General features: G+C 67.4%; 13 protein-coding genes. 5 read left to right on the top strand and 8 right to left on the bottom strand.

Annotation, left to right across the window (positions count from 1 at the left end; translation table 11 throughout):
- Positions 1–46 precede the first annotated feature (46 nt).
- Positions 47–637 carry a TetR/AcrR family transcriptional regulator gene (locus tag AC1DBN_RS08170; protein WP_091723566.1) on the top strand — a complete coding sequence of 197 codons (591 nt, stop codon included), beginning with the start codon at positions 47–49 and terminating at the stop codon, positions 635–637.
- 189 nt (positions 638–826) lie between these two features.
- Positions 827–1,003 (top strand): CsbD family protein, encoded by a 177-nt coding sequence (locus AC1DBN_RS08165; protein WP_045730732.1) that lies wholly within the window; start codon positions 827–829, stop codon positions 1,001–1,003.
- 90 nt (positions 1,004–1,093) lie between these two features.
- Here the strand turns inward: AC1DBN_RS08165 and AC1DBN_RS08160 are convergent, their stop codons facing one another.
- Positions 1,094–1,696, bottom strand: coding sequence for a DUF1345 domain-containing protein (locus AC1DBN_RS08160; RefSeq protein WP_407681250.1), 603 nt, complete (start codon positions 1,694–1,696; stop codon positions 1,094–1,096).
- Positions 1,697–1,943: 247 nt separating this feature from the next.
- On the opposite strand from AC1DBN_RS08160, the gene AC1DBN_RS08155 reads away from it, so the two are divergent.
- A complete protein-coding gene (locus tag AC1DBN_RS08155) occupies positions 1,944–2,909 on the top strand; it encodes an AraC-like ligand-binding domain-containing protein (protein WP_091723569.1) in 966 nt (321 codons plus the stop codon).
- A gap of 81 nt (positions 2,910–2,990) precedes the next feature.
- Here the strand turns inward: AC1DBN_RS08155 and gdhA are convergent, their stop codons facing one another.
- Positions 2,991–4,328: an NADP-specific glutamate dehydrogenase gene (gdhA, locus tag AC1DBN_RS08150; protein ID WP_314214866.1), complete on the bottom strand. Its 1,338-nt coding sequence runs from the start codon at positions 4,326–4,328 to the stop codon at positions 2,991–2,993.
- Between the two features lie 204 nt (positions 4,329–4,532).
- On the opposite strand from gdhA, the gene AC1DBN_RS08145 reads away from it, so the two are divergent.
- Complete coding sequence (locus tag AC1DBN_RS08145) at positions 4,533–5,171, top strand: AmiS/UreI family transporter (RefSeq protein ID WP_477722973.1); 639 nt, start codon at positions 4,533–4,535, stop codon at positions 5,169–5,171.
- Here the strand turns inward: AC1DBN_RS08145 and AC1DBN_RS08140 are convergent.
- A complete protein-coding gene (locus AC1DBN_RS08140) occupies positions 5,164–6,654 on the bottom strand; it encodes an APC family permease (protein WP_477722972.1) in 1,491 nt (496 codons plus the stop codon). The two genes, AC1DBN_RS08145 and AC1DBN_RS08140, sit on opposite strands and share 8 nt — an antisense overlap.
- A gap of 253 nt (positions 6,655–6,907) precedes the next feature.
- On the opposite strand from AC1DBN_RS08140, the gene treS reads away from it, so the two are divergent.
- Positions 6,908–9,202, top strand: a complete 2,295-nt coding sequence (gene treS / locus AC1DBN_RS08135) for a maltose alpha-D-glucosyltransferase (RefSeq protein ID WP_314214871.1) — start codon at positions 6,908–6,910, stop codon at positions 9,200–9,202.
- A gap of 298 nt (positions 9,203–9,500) precedes the next feature.
- Here the strand turns inward: treS and purU are convergent, their stop codons facing one another.
- From purU to AC1DBN_RS08110, 5 genes are read right to left on the bottom strand one after another with little or no spacing between them, the layout of a single operon-like run.
- Positions 9,501–10,406, bottom strand: a complete 906-nt coding sequence (gene purU / locus AC1DBN_RS08130; protein WP_314214872.1) for a formyltetrahydrofolate deformylase — start codon at positions 10,404–10,406, stop codon at positions 9,501–9,503.
- A gap of 3 nt (positions 10,407–10,409) precedes the next feature.
- Positions 10,410–11,837: an L-serine ammonia-lyase gene (locus tag AC1DBN_RS08125; protein WP_314214874.1), complete on the bottom strand. Its 1,428-nt coding sequence runs from the start codon at positions 11,835–11,837 to the stop codon at positions 10,410–10,412.
- Positions 11,837–12,487, bottom strand: a complete 651-nt coding sequence (locus AC1DBN_RS08120) for a sarcosine oxidase subunit gamma (RefSeq protein ID WP_091723581.1) — start codon at positions 12,485–12,487, stop codon at positions 11,837–11,839. Before AC1DBN_RS08120 ends, AC1DBN_RS08125 begins: the two co-directional genes overlap by 1 nt.
- Positions 12,480–15,422 (bottom strand): 2Fe-2S iron-sulfur cluster-binding protein, encoded by a 2,943-nt coding sequence (locus tag AC1DBN_RS08115; protein WP_477722971.1) that lies wholly within the window; start codon positions 15,420–15,422, stop codon positions 12,480–12,482. The genes AC1DBN_RS08120 and AC1DBN_RS08115 overlap by 8 nt, the downstream gene beginning before the upstream one ends.
- Positions 15,419–15,826, bottom strand: coding sequence for a sarcosine oxidase subunit delta (locus tag AC1DBN_RS08110; protein ID WP_477722970.1), 408 nt, complete (start codon positions 15,824–15,826; stop codon positions 15,419–15,421). Before AC1DBN_RS08110 ends, AC1DBN_RS08115 begins: the two co-directional genes overlap by 4 nt.
- Positions 15,827–15,847 lie beyond the last annotated feature (21 nt).

Raw genomic sequence — 15,847 nt, 5'->3', positions numbered from 1 at the left:
TGGCCCACAAGAGTCTGAGCCAAAAAATTTCCGGGAGTGGGCCGCGGTGCCGAAGATTGTTGACCACGACGAGCGGCGCCTCGAGTTGGTGGATGCCACCTGGCGGATCATCGCCAGGCAGGGCATGGAAGGCGCCACCATGCGGGAAATCGCCCTGGAAGCCGGCTTCGCGAACGGAGCCCTGAAACCCTACTTCCCCACCAAGGACACACTCCTGGAGTTCGCCTTCAGCCACGTGTTCAACCGGACCAACCGGCGCATTGCGGAAGTCACCGGGGGCAGGTCCGGCCTGGATGCCCTCCAGGCCTTCTGCCTCGAGGTCCTCCCCCTGGATGAAGAACGCATCAACGAGGCCCGCATCGTGATCCCGTTCTGGCAGAAGGCGGTTACCGACCCCGGGAAGGCCGAAATCCACCGGCAGTCCATGGAGGAATGGGTGGACACCATCCGGCGCTACCTCGCGGAGGCGCGGAACAGCGGCGACGTCCGCGCCGCCGTCGACGATTCCCTCCTGGCCCGCCAGCTCCTGAACATGCTGCTCGGCGCCCAGATCGAGGCTGCACTCGCCCCGCCGGGCCAGGCGGACTTCGGCCACGACGCGCAGCTTGACGGCTATCTGGCCCTGCTGCGCTGCTAAACCGGACAACACGTGCCCCCGGGAGCGCCCGATAGGGCAACCGGCGGGGACATCGGGGAAACCCTACCTAATCCTGTGAGTTTGCCTTAAACCCGCCGGGAAGGGGACGCAGAAAACTAAAAGCATGCTTAGTATTGAGGGTCAGGTTCCGGGGCTTCCCGGGGCGGGTACGAACGCAAGGATCAGCTCATGGGTTTGGACGACAAGATTGATAACGCCGCGGAAAAGCTTGGCGGCAAGGGCAAGGAAGCTGCCGGCCACGCTTCAGGCGATGAGAGCCTGAAGGCCGAAGGCAAGACCGATCAGGCCAAAGCTGACCTGAAGCAGGCCGGCGAAAAGGTCAAGGACGCCTTCAAGAAGGACTAGTCCCTGGCCGGCTCCCGGTACAGCAATGGGTGCAGTTCCCTTGAGGGAACTGCACCCATTCGCATGTCCGGGCCATGCGACCGGCTCCGCCTAGCGGACAAGGCCCGAGACCAGGTTGATGGTGGTGGCCAGCACGATGGTTCCCAGGAGGTAGGACAGCAGCGCCTGCCGGAGGACCGTGCCGCGGATCGCCCGCGTCTTGAGGCTCGTGTCCGAAACCTGGAAGGTCATGCCCACCGTGAAGGCCAGGTACGCAAAATCCTTGTAGCGGGGAGGTTCTTCCCCGTTGAAATCGATCCCGCCCCGGTCCCGGTAGAAGATCGAGGCGTAGCGCAAAGTGAAGAGGGTGTGCACCAGGAACCAGGACAGGGCAATGCTGCCAAGGGCCATGGCCACGATGGCATCCTTGGCGAAGCCCTCCGCCTTGGACGCATCGACGAGGATGAGGCCCACGCCGGCGAAGCTTGCCACGGTGGCGGTCAGGACCAGGGCGTCGGAAAACACCCTGCCCGGGTCTTCGCGCCGTGCATGGGCGGCTGTGGCCTCCGGCCCCAGGCGCCCGATGACGCTCCAGACCCAGGCCAGGTAGGTGGCGGACGCCGCGGCCCAGCCAAGCGCGGGCGCGTAGGCCCAGCTCCCCAGGGCCCCCACCAGCACCGCCGTTGCCAGCCCGACGGCGAGCATCACCAGCATCCGCAGGCGCGAGTGATGCGAGCGCGCATTGAAGTCCCGCCGCGTCCCGCCTGAACCTTCCATGGCCTGATCATGCCACGCCGTTGCGTGTCCGGGGGACGTTCGACGGCGGCACGCGGGAAGGTGCCGCCGTCGTCTTTTTTCGCCAAGTGTTGAAAAAAGATTCCGCGGACCCTAACCTGTTGTCACTGTGTTCCACGACACATTTCCGGGGGAACGTCCGAGTGACCACTCGTCAGGAGCAGCCATGCCAGCACCCGTCCGGGCTACGGCCCCCGCAAGCCAGGCCCTCACCGCCAGCATTGCCTCATCGTTCGACCACTGGAAGCACCTGGTGGCGGAGTCCTTTGTGCCGCTGACGGCGAGGACGGCAGACGTTGAGGGATTCCGCGGACAGCTGCGTTCCAGGGTCCTGGACCGGATGTCCATCGTGGAGGTCACGGCCACATCCCACGAAGTCCACCGCACGCCGGCGCTCATTGCCCGGGCCCACGAGCGGTATTTCAAACTGAACCTGCAGCTCGAAGGCACCGGCCTGCTGATCCAGGACAACCGGGAGGCGGTCCTCCGGCCCGGCGACCTCGCCATCTACGACACCAACCGGCCCTACACGCTGGCCTTCGAGGACACCACCCGGATCATGGTGGTGATGTTCCCGTGCGATACCCTCGCCCTGCCCACGGAGTATGTAGGGCAGCTGGCGGCAGTGCGGATGGCCGGCGACGGCGGCCTCAGCGGCATCGTGGGACAGTTCATCCGGCAGCTCTCCGAGAATCTGGACGTGCTCAACGGCCCCAGCGGCTCGAGGCTCGCGGCCAACGCCCTGGACCTGGTGTCCACCATGCTGCACGCCGAAATGGACATCTCCCCGGACCGGATGAAGCCGCAGGCCCTGCTGGCGGTGGCGGTGCGCGAGTACATTGACGCGAACCTGTCAGATCCGCTGCTTTCGCCGGCCAGCATCGCGGCGGCGCATTTCATTTCCACCCGGCACCTGCACAACGTCTTCCACGAGTCCGGAACCACTGTGGCCACGTGGATCCGGACGCAGCGGCTGGAAGGGGCCCGCCGCGACCTCCGGGACCCTCTGCACGCCGGGCTGCCGGTCGGCGCCGTTGCCGCCCGCTGGGGCTTCCTGGATGCGGCACACTTCAGCCGCACGTTCCGGGATGCGTTTGGCGTGCCGCCGTCGGACTGGCGCCGCGGCAGTTAGAAGGTGCAGCCAGGGACGGCCGGCGGGTGCGGCATCCCGGAGCGGCACCCGGAGTAGCCCCAATGCCTGATGAAGCCGCGGTCAGATCAGGCCCTGGGCCAGCATGGCATCGGCCACCTTGACGAACCCGCCGATGTTGGCGCCCAGCACATAGTTGCCCGGCTGGCCGTACTCGTCGGCGGTGGACGCGCAGCGGTGGTGGATACCCACCATGATCTCGGTCAGCCGCTCTTCGGTGTGCTCGAAGGACCACGAATCCCGGCTGGCGTTCTGCTGCATTTCCAATGCCGAGGTGGCCACGCCGCCTGCGTTGGCAGCCTTGCCGGGGCCAAACAGCAGTCCGGCATCCTGGAACACCGCAACGGCGTCGCGGGTGGAGGGCATGTTGGCGCCTTCGCCGACCGCCAGGAGGCCGCCGCGCACCAGGCGGGCGGCAGCATCGCCGTCGAGCTCGTTCTGCGTGGCGCAGGGCAGTGCCACCGTTGCGTCGACGTCCCACACGGAGCCGCCCTCCACGTACGCGACGCCGCCGCGGCGCTCCGCATAGTCCTTCAGGCGGCCGCGCTCCACTTCCTTCACCTCGCGGAGAAGCGCGACGTCGATGCCTGCCTCGTCCACCACGTAGCCCGAAGAGTCGGAGCAGGCCACCACGGTGGCGCCCAGCGATTGCGCCTTGGCGATCGCGTTGATGGCCACGTTGCCGGAACCGGAAACCACCACGCGCTGGCCGTCGAAGGAGGACCCCCGGGTCTTCAGCATCTCCTGCGTGAAGATGACCGTGCCGAACCCGGTGGCCTCGGGGCGGACCAGGGACCCGCCCCAGGAGATGCCCTTGCCAGTGAGGACGCCTGACTCATACCTGTTGGTGATGCGCTTGTACTGGCCGAAGAGGTAGCCGATTTCGCGGCCGCCCACGCCAATGTCACCGGCCGGAACGTCGGTGTATTCGCCGATGTGCCGGTAGAGCTCGGTCATGAAGGACTGGCAGAAGCGCATGACTTCGGCGTCGCTGCGGCCGCGGGGATCGAAATCGGAGCCGCCCTTGCCGCCGCCGATAGGCATGCCGGTGAGGGCGTTCTTGAAGATCTGTTCAAATCCCAGGAACTTGACGATGCCCAGGTACACGGACGGGTGGAACCGCAGGCCGCCCTTGTACGGCCCCAGGGCGGAGTTGAATTCCACCCGGAAGCCGCGGTTGATCTGGACCCGTCCGGCGTCGTCGGTCCACGGGACGCGGAAGATGATCTGCCGCTCGGGCTCGCACAGCCGTTCCAGGATGGCGGCTTCAAGGAACTCGGGGTGCCTGTCGTGGACCGGCCCCAGGCTTTCGAAGACTTCCACCACAGCCTGGTGGAATTCCGCTTCGCCGGGGTTCCTGGCCAGGACGGTGTCCCGGATGGCCTCGAGCCGTGCATCCATGATGTTTTCCTTACCGTGGCCGGACGCGGGACGGCACACAGGAGGCGGCACTGTCCCAAGAGGTTTATGTTTCAACCTAACCGATTGCGACTGCCGACCGCCAAGCGAAGCCAGCTTTCTGGGCTAATCTCCGTATTGTGACAACGAAATTCCATCCTGCGATATCTGAAGTTCGGCGCATCCACGGCTCACGGGCGGCGTGACATGGCCTACCTCTGCCTCCTGCTTTCCGGCGCCGTCCTGCTGGTCAACGGCCTGGCCACCCTGAACCGGCTGCCGTGGCGGGATGCCGCCGTGCTGAACCTGGTGGTGGGGTCCCTCCAGCTGCTGCTCGGCCTGATATCCCTGGCGGGTTACGCGGCGCCGCTGCTGACGGTGGCCGGGATATTCCTGTTCGGGCTGACCTATGTCTACGTGGGGCTGGACTCGCTGCTGCACCTGGGATCGAAGGGTCTGGGCTGGTTCTGCGGCACGGTGGCCGGACTGGGGCTGCTCCTCGCCGCGGCCTGGCTCGAGTCCGATCCCCTGCTCGCAGTCCTGTGGCTGGCCTGGGCTGTGCTGTGGGGCGCCCTGTTCGGTTCCCTGGCACTGGGCCGGAAGCGGATGGACCCGTTTATCGGGTGGGCCCTGGTGCTGGCCAGCCCCGTTACGGCCACCGTTCCGGCTTTCCTGGGGCTGGCCGGCACCTGGCCGGCCGGCCCGGAGGCGGCGTGGGTGGCAGCCGTCGCCGTGGTTGGGCTGTTCTGTGCCGCGCGCGGGTTGGCCCGGCGCGAAACGTCAACTCCGCACCGGGCCACTCCATTGCCGCCGGGCCCTGCCGCCGGCCGGGCAACGCTCAGCTGAGGCTCAGGTCCGCTTTTGCCGTTCCGCGCCCGGCACCGTCCAGGTGGCGCTGAACCCTGGCTTCCACCAGCACCCCCGCCACGAAGACCACGGGCACGGCGGCCAGCAGGGCCGCCGCTGTTTCCGCGCTGCCGCCGATCAGGGCTGTGAAGTTGCTGACCACCAGGTAGAGGACCCATGCGAGCAGGACGGATGCGAGCGCGGGGGCGATCATCGTCTGCCACAGCCCGGCCCCGGAGGATTCGCGGCGGAAGAAGCCGACGACGGCCACGGAGCACAGCATGTACAGCACCAGCAGCGCCGCCACGGCCAGCCCGCTGAACCAGGAGAACAGGGTAAGGACGGGATCCAGGGCAAGGGCCGCGAACGGCATCACCAGGACGACGGCGGCGGCGGTCTGGATCCAGGCGGCGACGGCGGGTGCGCGGTGCCGGTTGGTCCGGGCCACCCGGGCGGGCATGGAACCGCGAAGCGCCAGCGAATGCAGGTAGCGGTTGATGCCGTTGTGGAAGGCGATGATCCCGGCCAGCAGCGACGTCACCAGCAGGATGCCCGTGACCGTCCCCGCCCACGGGCCGAAGAGTTCCACCATCGGGCCAAGCACGAAGGAGGTGGCATCTCCCGATTCCAGGGCGGCTCCGGCGGCGTCCATCACCCTGGACGGCCCGTAATAGCTGACCAGCATCCAGGAAATGAAGGAAAAGAACACCGAGATGACGCCCACGGAAAGGTAGGTGGCCCGTGCCACCGTGCGGTGCGCGTCTTTGGCTTCGGCCGAGTAGATGGCGGTGGATTCGAACCCGAACATGGACGCCACGGCAAACATGATGGCCACCCCGGGGGCGCCTGCGCCGATGGCCTGGGGCGAGAAGGAGGCCGCAACACTGATGCCCTCCGGGCCGCCGCCGCTGAAGAGGACGGTGAAGCCAAACAGCAGCAGCACCGCCACTTCCAGGCCCACCAGCAGGGCCAGGATGCGGGCGCCGAGTTCGATATTCAGGGATCCGAGGACCTGGACGCCGGCCATGGTGGCCAAGGCCAGCAGCCACCACGGAACGTCGAGGCCCACGGGGGCGAGCAGCCCCGAGAAGGCCGCACCGTACAGCCCGTACATGGCCGCCTGGATGGTGTTGTAGGCCAGCAGGGCCAGCCAGGCCGCACCGGCGCCGGTTCTCCGGCCGAACGCGGCCGTCACATAGGCGTAGAAGGCGCCGTTGGCCTGGATCCTGCGGCTCATGGCTACGAAGCCCACCGCGAAGATGACAATCACGACGCCGACAATCAGGTAGGCGCCCGGGGCGCCGGCGCCGTTGCCAAGGGCTGCCGCGAGCGGCGAGGCGCCCACGATGCCGGTCAGCGGCGCCTGGGCGGACAGGACAAAGAAGAGGATGCCCATTACTCCGACGCTTCCGGCGCGGAGGGCGGTGGAGTGCTCCCTGGCCGGAGCGTCAGTGGTCCGGGGTTCGGAATTCGAAATACTCATAAGGGTCCTTCTCACGGTCATGAGCGGGGAAGTTGTTGAGGAATCCAGCTTCGCAGCGGGGATCATGCGGCCGTTTGTCCGCCAGCGACCGGTTCTTGTCCGTAAGCGCAGCGGTGCGTATGACAGTCCTTTACTGCCGCACCGCCGCGGTTCCGCGAATAGCCCGTGCCCGCCGGGGTACGGTGAATTCGTGCGCAAGGTGTCCCGGGGGTTCGCTTCCGGGCCATGGAAGTAACCTTCGGAAAGAGGAACCATGAGCGAACCGACCACCAGCGAGGGGATTTTTGAAGCAGATGCCCACGATGTCGAAGAAGGCCAGGAGACGGCCGCTGCCACCGAGCAGGCAGCCGACGCGGAGATCAGTTACGACGAACAGTTCTACCCGGCACGCCCCAAGGCCCTGAGGCCCATCGCCCGGCGCCGCCAATACCTTGCCACCAGGCCGTCCTTCGAGTTCGACGGACGCAACGCAGCCTATGTCGAATGGCTGCGGAACCAGGCGATGCTCGGGGACGCCAACACGCTCGCCCGGCAACTCTCGGGCCAGGCCAGCATGTGGCAGAACTCCTACGCGCACCCCAACCCGCGTGCCGCCGTCGAACGCGCCCCCGTGTGGTTCACCGCCTATCCCCTGTCCTTCATCACCCAGCCCGGCCAGTCCTTCCTGTCCGCCCTGGGCGACGAGGGAATGTGGGAGGCGTTCCGGAGCATCGGCATCCGCGCCATCCACACCGGCCCCGTGAAGCTGGCCGGCGGCATCAGCGGATGGATGCAGACCCCCAGCGTGGACGGCCACTTCGACCGGATCAGCATGGGCATCGACCCGGTGTTCGGCGACGAGGATGAATTCCGCCGGATGTGCGAGGTGGCCGCGGAACACGGCGGCACGATCATCGATGACATCGTCCCGGGCCACACCGGCAAGGGCGCCGATTTCCGCCTCGCCGAAATGAACTTCCGGGACTACCCCGGCATCTACCACATGGTGGACATCCCCGAGGAGGACTGGCACCTGCTGCCGGACGTCCCCGAGGGCAAGGACTCGGTGAACCTCAGCCCGGATGCGGAACAGGCCCTGCAGAAGGCCGGTTACATCATCGGCCGCCTGCAGCGGGTGATCTTCTACGAACCCGGCGTGAAGGAAACCAACTGGAGCGCCACCCGGCCCATCGTGGACACCACCGGCAAGACCCGCCGCTGGGTTTACCTCCACTACTTCAAGGCCGGCCAGCCGTCCATCAACTGGCTGGACCCCACCTTTGCGGGCATGCGCCTGGTGGTGGGCGATGCCCTGCACTCCCTGGTGGACCTCGGCACCGGCGCCCTCCGGCTCGATGCCAACGGCTTCCTGGGCGTGGAGAAGAGCGCCGAGGAGGAGCCGGGCTGGTCCGAGGGGCACCCGCTGTCCGAGGCCGCCAACCAGCTCATCGGCTCCATGATCCGCAAGGTGGGCGGGTTCTCCTTCCAGGAACTGAACCTGACCATCGACGACATCAAGGCCACCTCCGAATCCGGCCCCGACCTTTCCTACGACTTCATCACCCGGCCCGCTTACCACTTCGCGCTGGTCACCGGGGATACGGAGTTCCTGCGGCTGACGCTGCGGCTCTCCAAGGAGATCGGGGTGGACCAGGCCTCCCTGGTCCATGCCCTGCAGAACCACGACGAGCTCACGTACGAACTCATGCACTTCGCTGCGGGCCACCGGGACGACGTCTTCGAGCTCGGCGGCCAGGAAATGACCGGGGCCCAGATCGCCGAGCACGTCCAGCAGACCATGCGGGAGCGGCTCACCGGCGAAAACGCGCCCTACAACTCCGTGTTCACCATGAACGGGATCGCCTGCACCACTGTCAGCTTCATCATGGCCACCCTGGGGATCCAGGACCCGGATGCGCTGACGCCGGAGCAGGAGGCGCAGGTCCTGGACGCCCACATCCTGCTGTCCATGTACAACGCGCTGCAGCCGGGCGTCTTCGCACTCTCCGGCTGGGACCTGACCGGGATTTCGGTGCTGGACCGCGGCACCGTTGGGGAACTGATCGCGCAGGGTGACACCCGCTGGATCAACCGCGGCGCGCACGACATCATGGGCACCAGCCCGGACGCCACGGCTTCATCCTCCGGAATGCCCCGCGCCCGCAGCCTCTACGGGCCGCTCCCGGAACAGCTCGAGAACGAAAACTCCTTTGCCCGCAGGCTCCAGCGGATCCTGGCGGTGCGGGAGGAACACGGCATCGCCACCGGAACGCTTCTGGACGTGCCGGACGTTTCGCACCGTGGGCTGCTGGTCCTGGTGAACGGCCTGGCCGGCGGCGCCGTGGAAATCACCGTGCTGAACTTCTCCGACCAGGACATCTCCGGCAGCGTCCGGTCCACCCACCTTCCGCCGGGCGCCAGCGTGCGCGACCTCTTCAGCGGCGAAACCGTGGGCCAGGTGGATGACCTGCACAGCTTCTTCATCGACCTGCCGGCGTATCAGGGCACCGCGCTACTGCTCGAGGTTGAAGAAGCGGACGACGACGGGTCCCCGGCAACGGAGGCCTGATCCGCGGGGCGGGGCTGCTTCGGTAACGGGAGCACGCCCCGCCGAATCTCCCCAGGTTTCACCCCAGCAAACCCGCGGACGACGGCGTGTGGCCGGGACACGCCGTCGTGCTCTCCCAAAGACGGGGAGACCCAGCGATGCCGCCACCTCCGGGCGGGGCACCAATGGGCACAGCAAGAAGCGCGGCCGGCCACCCGTGAGGGCAACCAGCCGCGCTTCAGCTGTAGAGATGTCCGGTCAGGCGCTGACCGGGACGCCCAACAGGCGGTTCCAGTCCTGGCAGCGGCGGAGGCCCATGCTAGCGGAGCACCACCGTGCGGTTGCCCTGCAGGATGACCCGGCCTTCGCAGTGCCACTTCACCGCATTGGAGAGCGCCTTGCATTCGGTGTCGCGGCCCGCGGCCACCAGGTCCTCGGGACCGTACGTGTGGTCCACGTCCACCACCTGCTGGGAGATGATGGGCCCCTCGTCCAGTTCTGCGTTGACGTAGTGCGCGGTGGCGCCGACGGTCTTGACGCCGCGCGCGTACGCCTGGTGGTAGGGCTTGGCACCCTTGAAGCTGGGCAGGAACGAGTGGTGGATGTTGATGGCCCGGCCGTCCAGCTTGCGGGTCAGGTCATCGCTGAGCACCTGCATGTAGCGGGCCAGCACCACCAGTTCGACGTCGAGCCCGTCCACCAGTTCCATCAGCTCGGCTTCCGCTGCGGGCTTGGTGTCCGCAGTGACCGGGATGTGGTGGAACGGGATGCCGTGCCACTCCACCAGGGTCTGGTGGTCCCGGTGGTTGGACACCACCGCAACGATCTCCACGGGCAGTTCGCCGATCCGGGCACGGAACAGCAGGTCGTTGAGGCAGTGCCCGAACTTGGACACCATGATCAGGACCTTGCGCTTGGAGCCCTGGCGTTCCAGCTGCCAGCGCATGCCGAACTTCTCCGCCACTGGGGCGAAGGAGTCCCGCAGGACGTCCAGCGTGGATTCGTCCCCCTCGGAGACGAAGTGCACGCGCATGAAGAAGTGGCCCTCGGAGCGTTCACCGAACTGCTTGTTGTCGATGATGTCGCAGCCGTGCTCCAGCAGGAAACCGGACACTGCGTGGACAATGCCGGGCCCTTCCGGGCAGTCCAGGGTGAGGACGTGTTCCACAGTGGTGGGCGCCTTGGGCGCCTTGGGCGCGGGGACGTGGGTTTCAGTGGCAGTCATGGTTCAGCACTCGATCACATTCACGGCGAGTCCTCCTCGGGAGGTTTCCTTGTACTTGGTTTTCATGTCGGCTCCGGTATCGCGCATGGTCTTGATCGCCTTGTCCAGCGAGACCTTGTGGCTGCCGTCCCCGTGCAGGGCCAGCCGGGCCGCGTTGATCGCCTTGACGCTGGCGATCGCGTTTCGCTCGATGCAGGGTATCTGCACCAGCCCGCCCACGGGGTCGCATGTCAGGCCGAGGTTGTGTTCAATCCCCACCTCGGCGGCGTTCTCCACCTGCGGGGGCGTTCCGCCGAGCACCTCGCAGAGCCCGGCGGCGGCCATGGAACAGGCCGATCCGACCTCGCCCTGGCAGCCCACTTCGGCGCCGGAGATGGAGGCGTTGGTCTTGAACAGGATCCCGACGGCGGCCGCCGCCAGGAGGAAGCGGACCACACCGTCGTCGTCGGCTCCCGGAACAAACTTCACGTAGTAGTGCAGGACGGCGGGAACAATGCCCGCTGCCCCGTTGGTGGGGGCGGTGACAATCCGCCCGCCGGCGGCATTCTCCTCGTTCACGGCCAGGGCGAAGAGGTTCACCCATTCCATCGCCAGCAAGGGATCGGCCGGTGCCTGGACGGGCGACGGCGATGCTGCCGCTGCCTTGGCGGACGCCTCCGCCGAAGCGGCGGAGGCAGTCAGGGTGCGGAACAGCGAGGGCGCCCGCCGGGTGACCTTCAGGCCGCCGGGGAGGATGCCTTCGGCGTTGCAGCCGTTCTCCACGCATTCCTTCATGACGGCCCAGAGGCCCAGCAACTGCTCCCGGAGTTCCGCTTCGCTGCGCCAGGTCAGCTCGTTGGCGAGCATGACGTCGGAGATGGACATGCCTTCGCGGCTGCAGATCTCCAGGAGTTCGTCAGCCGTGGAGAACGGGTACGGCAGCACGGTGTCATCCGCCACCACCTTGTCCGCGCCCTCGGCGTCGCCGTCCACCACGAAGCCGCCGCCGATGGAGTAGTAGCTCCGTTCGCTCAGCACGGAACCGGTGTGGTCCAGCGCCCGGAACGTCATGCCGTTGGGATGTGCGGGGAGGGACTTGCGCCGGTGGAGGACAACGTCCTCTTCCCAGTTGAAGTCCACCCGGTGGGTCCCGGCGATCTGGAGTTCAGCATTGAGTGCCGCGGCAGCCACCTGGTCGTCGGCGGTGAAGGTGTTGACCGTCTCCGGTTCCAGGCCCTGCAGCCCCAGCACCACTGCCTTGTCTGAGCCGTGGCCGCGGCCGGTGGCGCCCAGGGAGCCGAACAGTTCGGACTGGACCCGGGTGGTGGAGGCTAGGTGGCCGTCGCCCTTCAGACCATCCGCGAAGAGCTTTGCCGCCCGCATCGGGCCCACCGTGTGTGACGAGGAGGGCCCGATGCCGACAGAAAAGAGGTCAAGGACGCTGAGCGCCATCAGGGGACCTCTGGCGAGGCGTACTCCCGCATGCCGTCCAGGAGCCAGCGGCCCAGGAACTCGGCGAACGAGGCCCGCGGGAAGACCCGGAAGGACTCCTCGCCGGTCTTCCACAGGAGGGCGGGGATGTTCCCGATTTCCGTGGAGTACGCGGTGCCGGCCTTGAAGACGCGGGGGTGCAGGTCCAGCGAGCAGCCCTTTTCGAGGACGGAGCGGGCCTGCGGGCCGGTCAGTTCGAAGGTGGTGCGGTTGGCCGAGAGGTCAACCACCTGGCCGGAATCGCCGCCCAGGGCGTCCCGCAGCGCCTGGATCAGGCCACCGCCCAGGGACTCGTGGGCTTCGGTTGGCGCAACCACCAGGAACTCGGCCGGGCCAAGCCACAGGACGGAGGTGTCGCCGCTGCCGGCCACCGCGCCGGAACCGGCGGGCAGGCCACCGGTCACGGCGGCGATGCGCTGCGCAGCGTCGGAGCCTGCGGCCACCCGGATCCCCACCATGGTAAGGAAGGGGAGCTCGGAGATTTCAACGGTTCCGGCCAGCGAGCCGGCCGCGAAGGCGTCCCGGAGCACTCCGGCCGGGCTGGTGCGGACCGCGAGGTCATTGTCCGTCGGAGTCTTTGCGGGGGTGGGGGAAGCTGCTGTCTCAGCCATCTTTGCGGGTCCCTTCGGAGTCAAAAAGCACTGTCTCTGCAACAACCACGTCCACCAGCTGGTCGCCGGCGGCGGCAATCAGCGTTTCGCCGATGCGGTTGCGTCCGTTCTTGATCAGGGCCAGGCCGAACGAACGGCCCAGCGCTGCGCTGTGGTAGCTGGAGGTGACGAACCCTTCCATCGGCACGGGGCCGTAGGCGGGGTTGGTGGAGCGTCCCTTTTCCACCAGCTGGGTGCCTTCGGGCAGCCGCAGCGTGCGGTCCACGGGGAGGACGCTGACCAGGTGCTTGCGGTCTTCACGCTGGGCGTCCACGCGGGAGTAGGAACGCTTGCCGATGAACTCCTTGGCCTTGGAGACGATCCACTCCATGCCGGCATCCTGCGGGGTGACGGTGCCGTCGGTGTCCTGCCCGACAATCGGGTAGCCCTTCTCGGCGCGCAGCACGTGCATGGTTTCGGTGCCGTACGGGGTGATGTTGAATTCGGCGCCGGCAGCGGCCACGGACTCCCAGGTGTTCAGGCCGTACCAGGCCGGAACGTTGATCTCGTAGGCGAGTTCGCCGGAGAACGAGATCCGGCAGACCCGGGCCCGGACGCCGGAGGCGAGGGTGGTTTCGCGGAAGGTCATGAACGGGAAGTTCCCGGCCTCGAGTCCGCCGTTGGCGGCCAGTTCCGGGGCCACCTTGGCGAGGACTTCGCGGGACTTGGGTCCCACGACGGCGATGGTGTTCCACTGCTCCGTCACCGAGGTGCACTGGACGTCCAGCTCAGGCCATTCGGTCTGCAGCCATTCCTCCAGGTGATCCAGCACCTTCGCGGCACCGCCGGTGGTGGTGGTCATGAAGAAGGTGTCCTCATCGAGCCGGAGGGTCACGCCGTCGTCGAAGATCATGCCGTCAGCCAGGCACATGACGCCGTAGCGTGCCGAGCCCGGGGCCAGCTTCTTGAAGGCGTTGGTGTAGACGCGGTTCAGGAACTCGCCCGCGTCCTTGCCGCGGATCTCGATCTTGCCCAGGGTGGTGGCGTCCATAAAGCCCACGGAGTCGCGGACGGCGGCGCATTCGCGCAGCACTGCGGCGTCCATGTCCTCCCCGCCCTGCGGGTAGTACCAGGGACGCTTCCACTGCCCGACGTCCTCAAACAACGCACCCTTGGCAACGTGCCACGGCTGGATCGAGGTGATGCGGGCGGGATCGAAGAGCTCACCGCGCTGGCGTCCGGCCAATGCCGCGAAGGCCACCGGGGTGAACGGTGCGCGGTAGGTGGTGGTGCCGATGTCGCCGATGCCCCGGGAAGCCTCGCCGGCCGTGCGCAGTGCCGCCGCGATCACACCGATGGCGTTCACGCCGGAGGTCTTGCCCTGGTCGTTGGCGGTGCTGATGGAGGTGTACCGCTTGATGTGCTCCACGGAACGCATGCCGGCACCGGTGGAGCGGAGGACGTCCGCCACGGACTGGTCGCGCTGGAAGTCAACGAAGTGGTGGTGCCAGTCGTCCGGAGTGCCGCTCTCCCCCGGTACCAGCCAGAGCTGGCGGGTGGGGGCAGAGGCCTTGGGCTCACCGAACACGGAAGGCTCGACGGCGGATTCGAAGCCCGCGGCGATCGCTGCCTTCGCGCCGGCGGAGATGCCCTCCGCGAGGCAGTCGGCGGTGGCGAACGAGCCTCGGCCGGCGCCGATGGTCTGCTGGTTGGGAACCTCGGTGCTGGGCACGAAGGCTGCCAGCTCGTCGTCCCAGCGCAGCTTGCCCTGGCGCTGCGAGTGCAGGTGGACCAGCGGGCTCCAGCCGCCGGACACTGCCAGCAGGTCTGCTGCGATCTGCTCCACGCCGGAGGTGAGTTCGCCGTCGTCGTTGATGCTGCGGACGGTGACGCCGTCCAAACGACCGCTGGAATCAGCCGAGGTGTTGGCCACGGCGCTGCCGATCAGCACCCGTATGCCGAATTCGACGGCGGCGCTCGCCACGTCGGTCAGCTTCGGGCGGGCGTCGACGACGGCTGCAACCTTGACGCCGGCGGCGGCGAGGTCCGCGGCGGTGGCGTAGGCGCTGTCGTTGGTGGTGCTGATGACCACGCGGCTGCCGGCGGCAACTGCGTACCGGTTCAGGTAGCTGCGGACAGCCGAAGCAAGCATGATGCCGGGACGGTCGTTGTTCTCGAACACCAGGGGACGCTCGTGCGCTCCGGGGGCGAGGACCACCTGGCTGGCACGGATGTGCCAAATCCGCTGGCGGGAGACGCCGGGTGCTGCCGGGGTGGTGAGGTGGTCGGTGCGGTTCTGGACGGCGATGACGTAGTTGGCGTCGTAGGCGCCAAACGCGGTGGTGCGGTTCAGGACCGTGGATTCCGCGCCGGAAACCAGTTCAGCCTCGACGTCAGCCACCCATTCCAGGGCGGGCTTGCCTTCGATGGTTTCGGCCAGGCCCTCGGCCGTGGAACCGGAGAGCAGGGATCCACCGAGTTCGGGCTGGTCATCGAGCAGCATGACGCGGGCACCGGTGCGGACTGCTTCGCGGGCAGCAGCGAGTCCTGCGGGGCCTCCGCCGATCACCAGGACGTCGGTGTGGACGTACTTCTTGTCGTATTCGGCGCGGTCCTCGGCCGGATCCAGCTTGCCCAGGCCGTTGAGCTGGAGGGCCTGGAGCCCGTCAACGAGGGAAACGGTGGTGGCCGGGAGCATGGATTCGGCCACGTGGCCCGGGAAGCGGGCTTCCACGCGGACCAGGGCGTTGGCTTCTTCAACACCTGCGGACATGATGCCGCGGTGGCGGTCCTCGTAGAGCGAGTTGCCGGCGGCGATGCGTCCGTTGGCGAGCAGTGCGGAGGCCAGGGTGTCGCCGGGGTGGCCGGTGAACTCCTCGCCGTCCACGGTGAAGCGCCAGGAGATGGTGCGGTCGATGCGGCCGCCGGTGGCCAGGCGGGCGTTCTGGGAGGTCACTTGGTGGCTCCTTCCGGGGCTGCAGTGGTGGAGGAAAGGCTGGTGCCTGAGATGCTGGGCGCGGCGGTCCCGGTGGTGGTGCTGTCCGCGGCAAGGCTGGCGGTACCGGACTCGGCGCCGGTGGTGCCGGCCCGGTCAGGCCGCTGCGCTCCCATCGGGTAGATCGCCTGGATGTCGTAGCTCACGGTGTCGCGGAGCATGTTGAACCACTGGCGGCAGCCGGTGCTGTGGACCCAGCGTTCGGCGAAGGTGCCCTTGGTGTTGCTGCGGTAGAAGAGGTAGCGGGACCACTCCGTGTCGCTGAGCTCGTTGGGGTTCTCGGGGTAGGCGACGTGGGCCTGTCCCCCGTAGTGGAATTCGGTTTCGTCCCGCGGGCCGCAGTTGGGGCATGGGATCAGCAGCATGTGCGTTAGTCCTTATCTCGT

The sequence above is a fragment of the Pseudarthrobacter sp. 10T415 genome (genome assembly GCF_056394175.1).
This window is presented reverse-complemented; position numbering and strand designations above follow the sequence as displayed.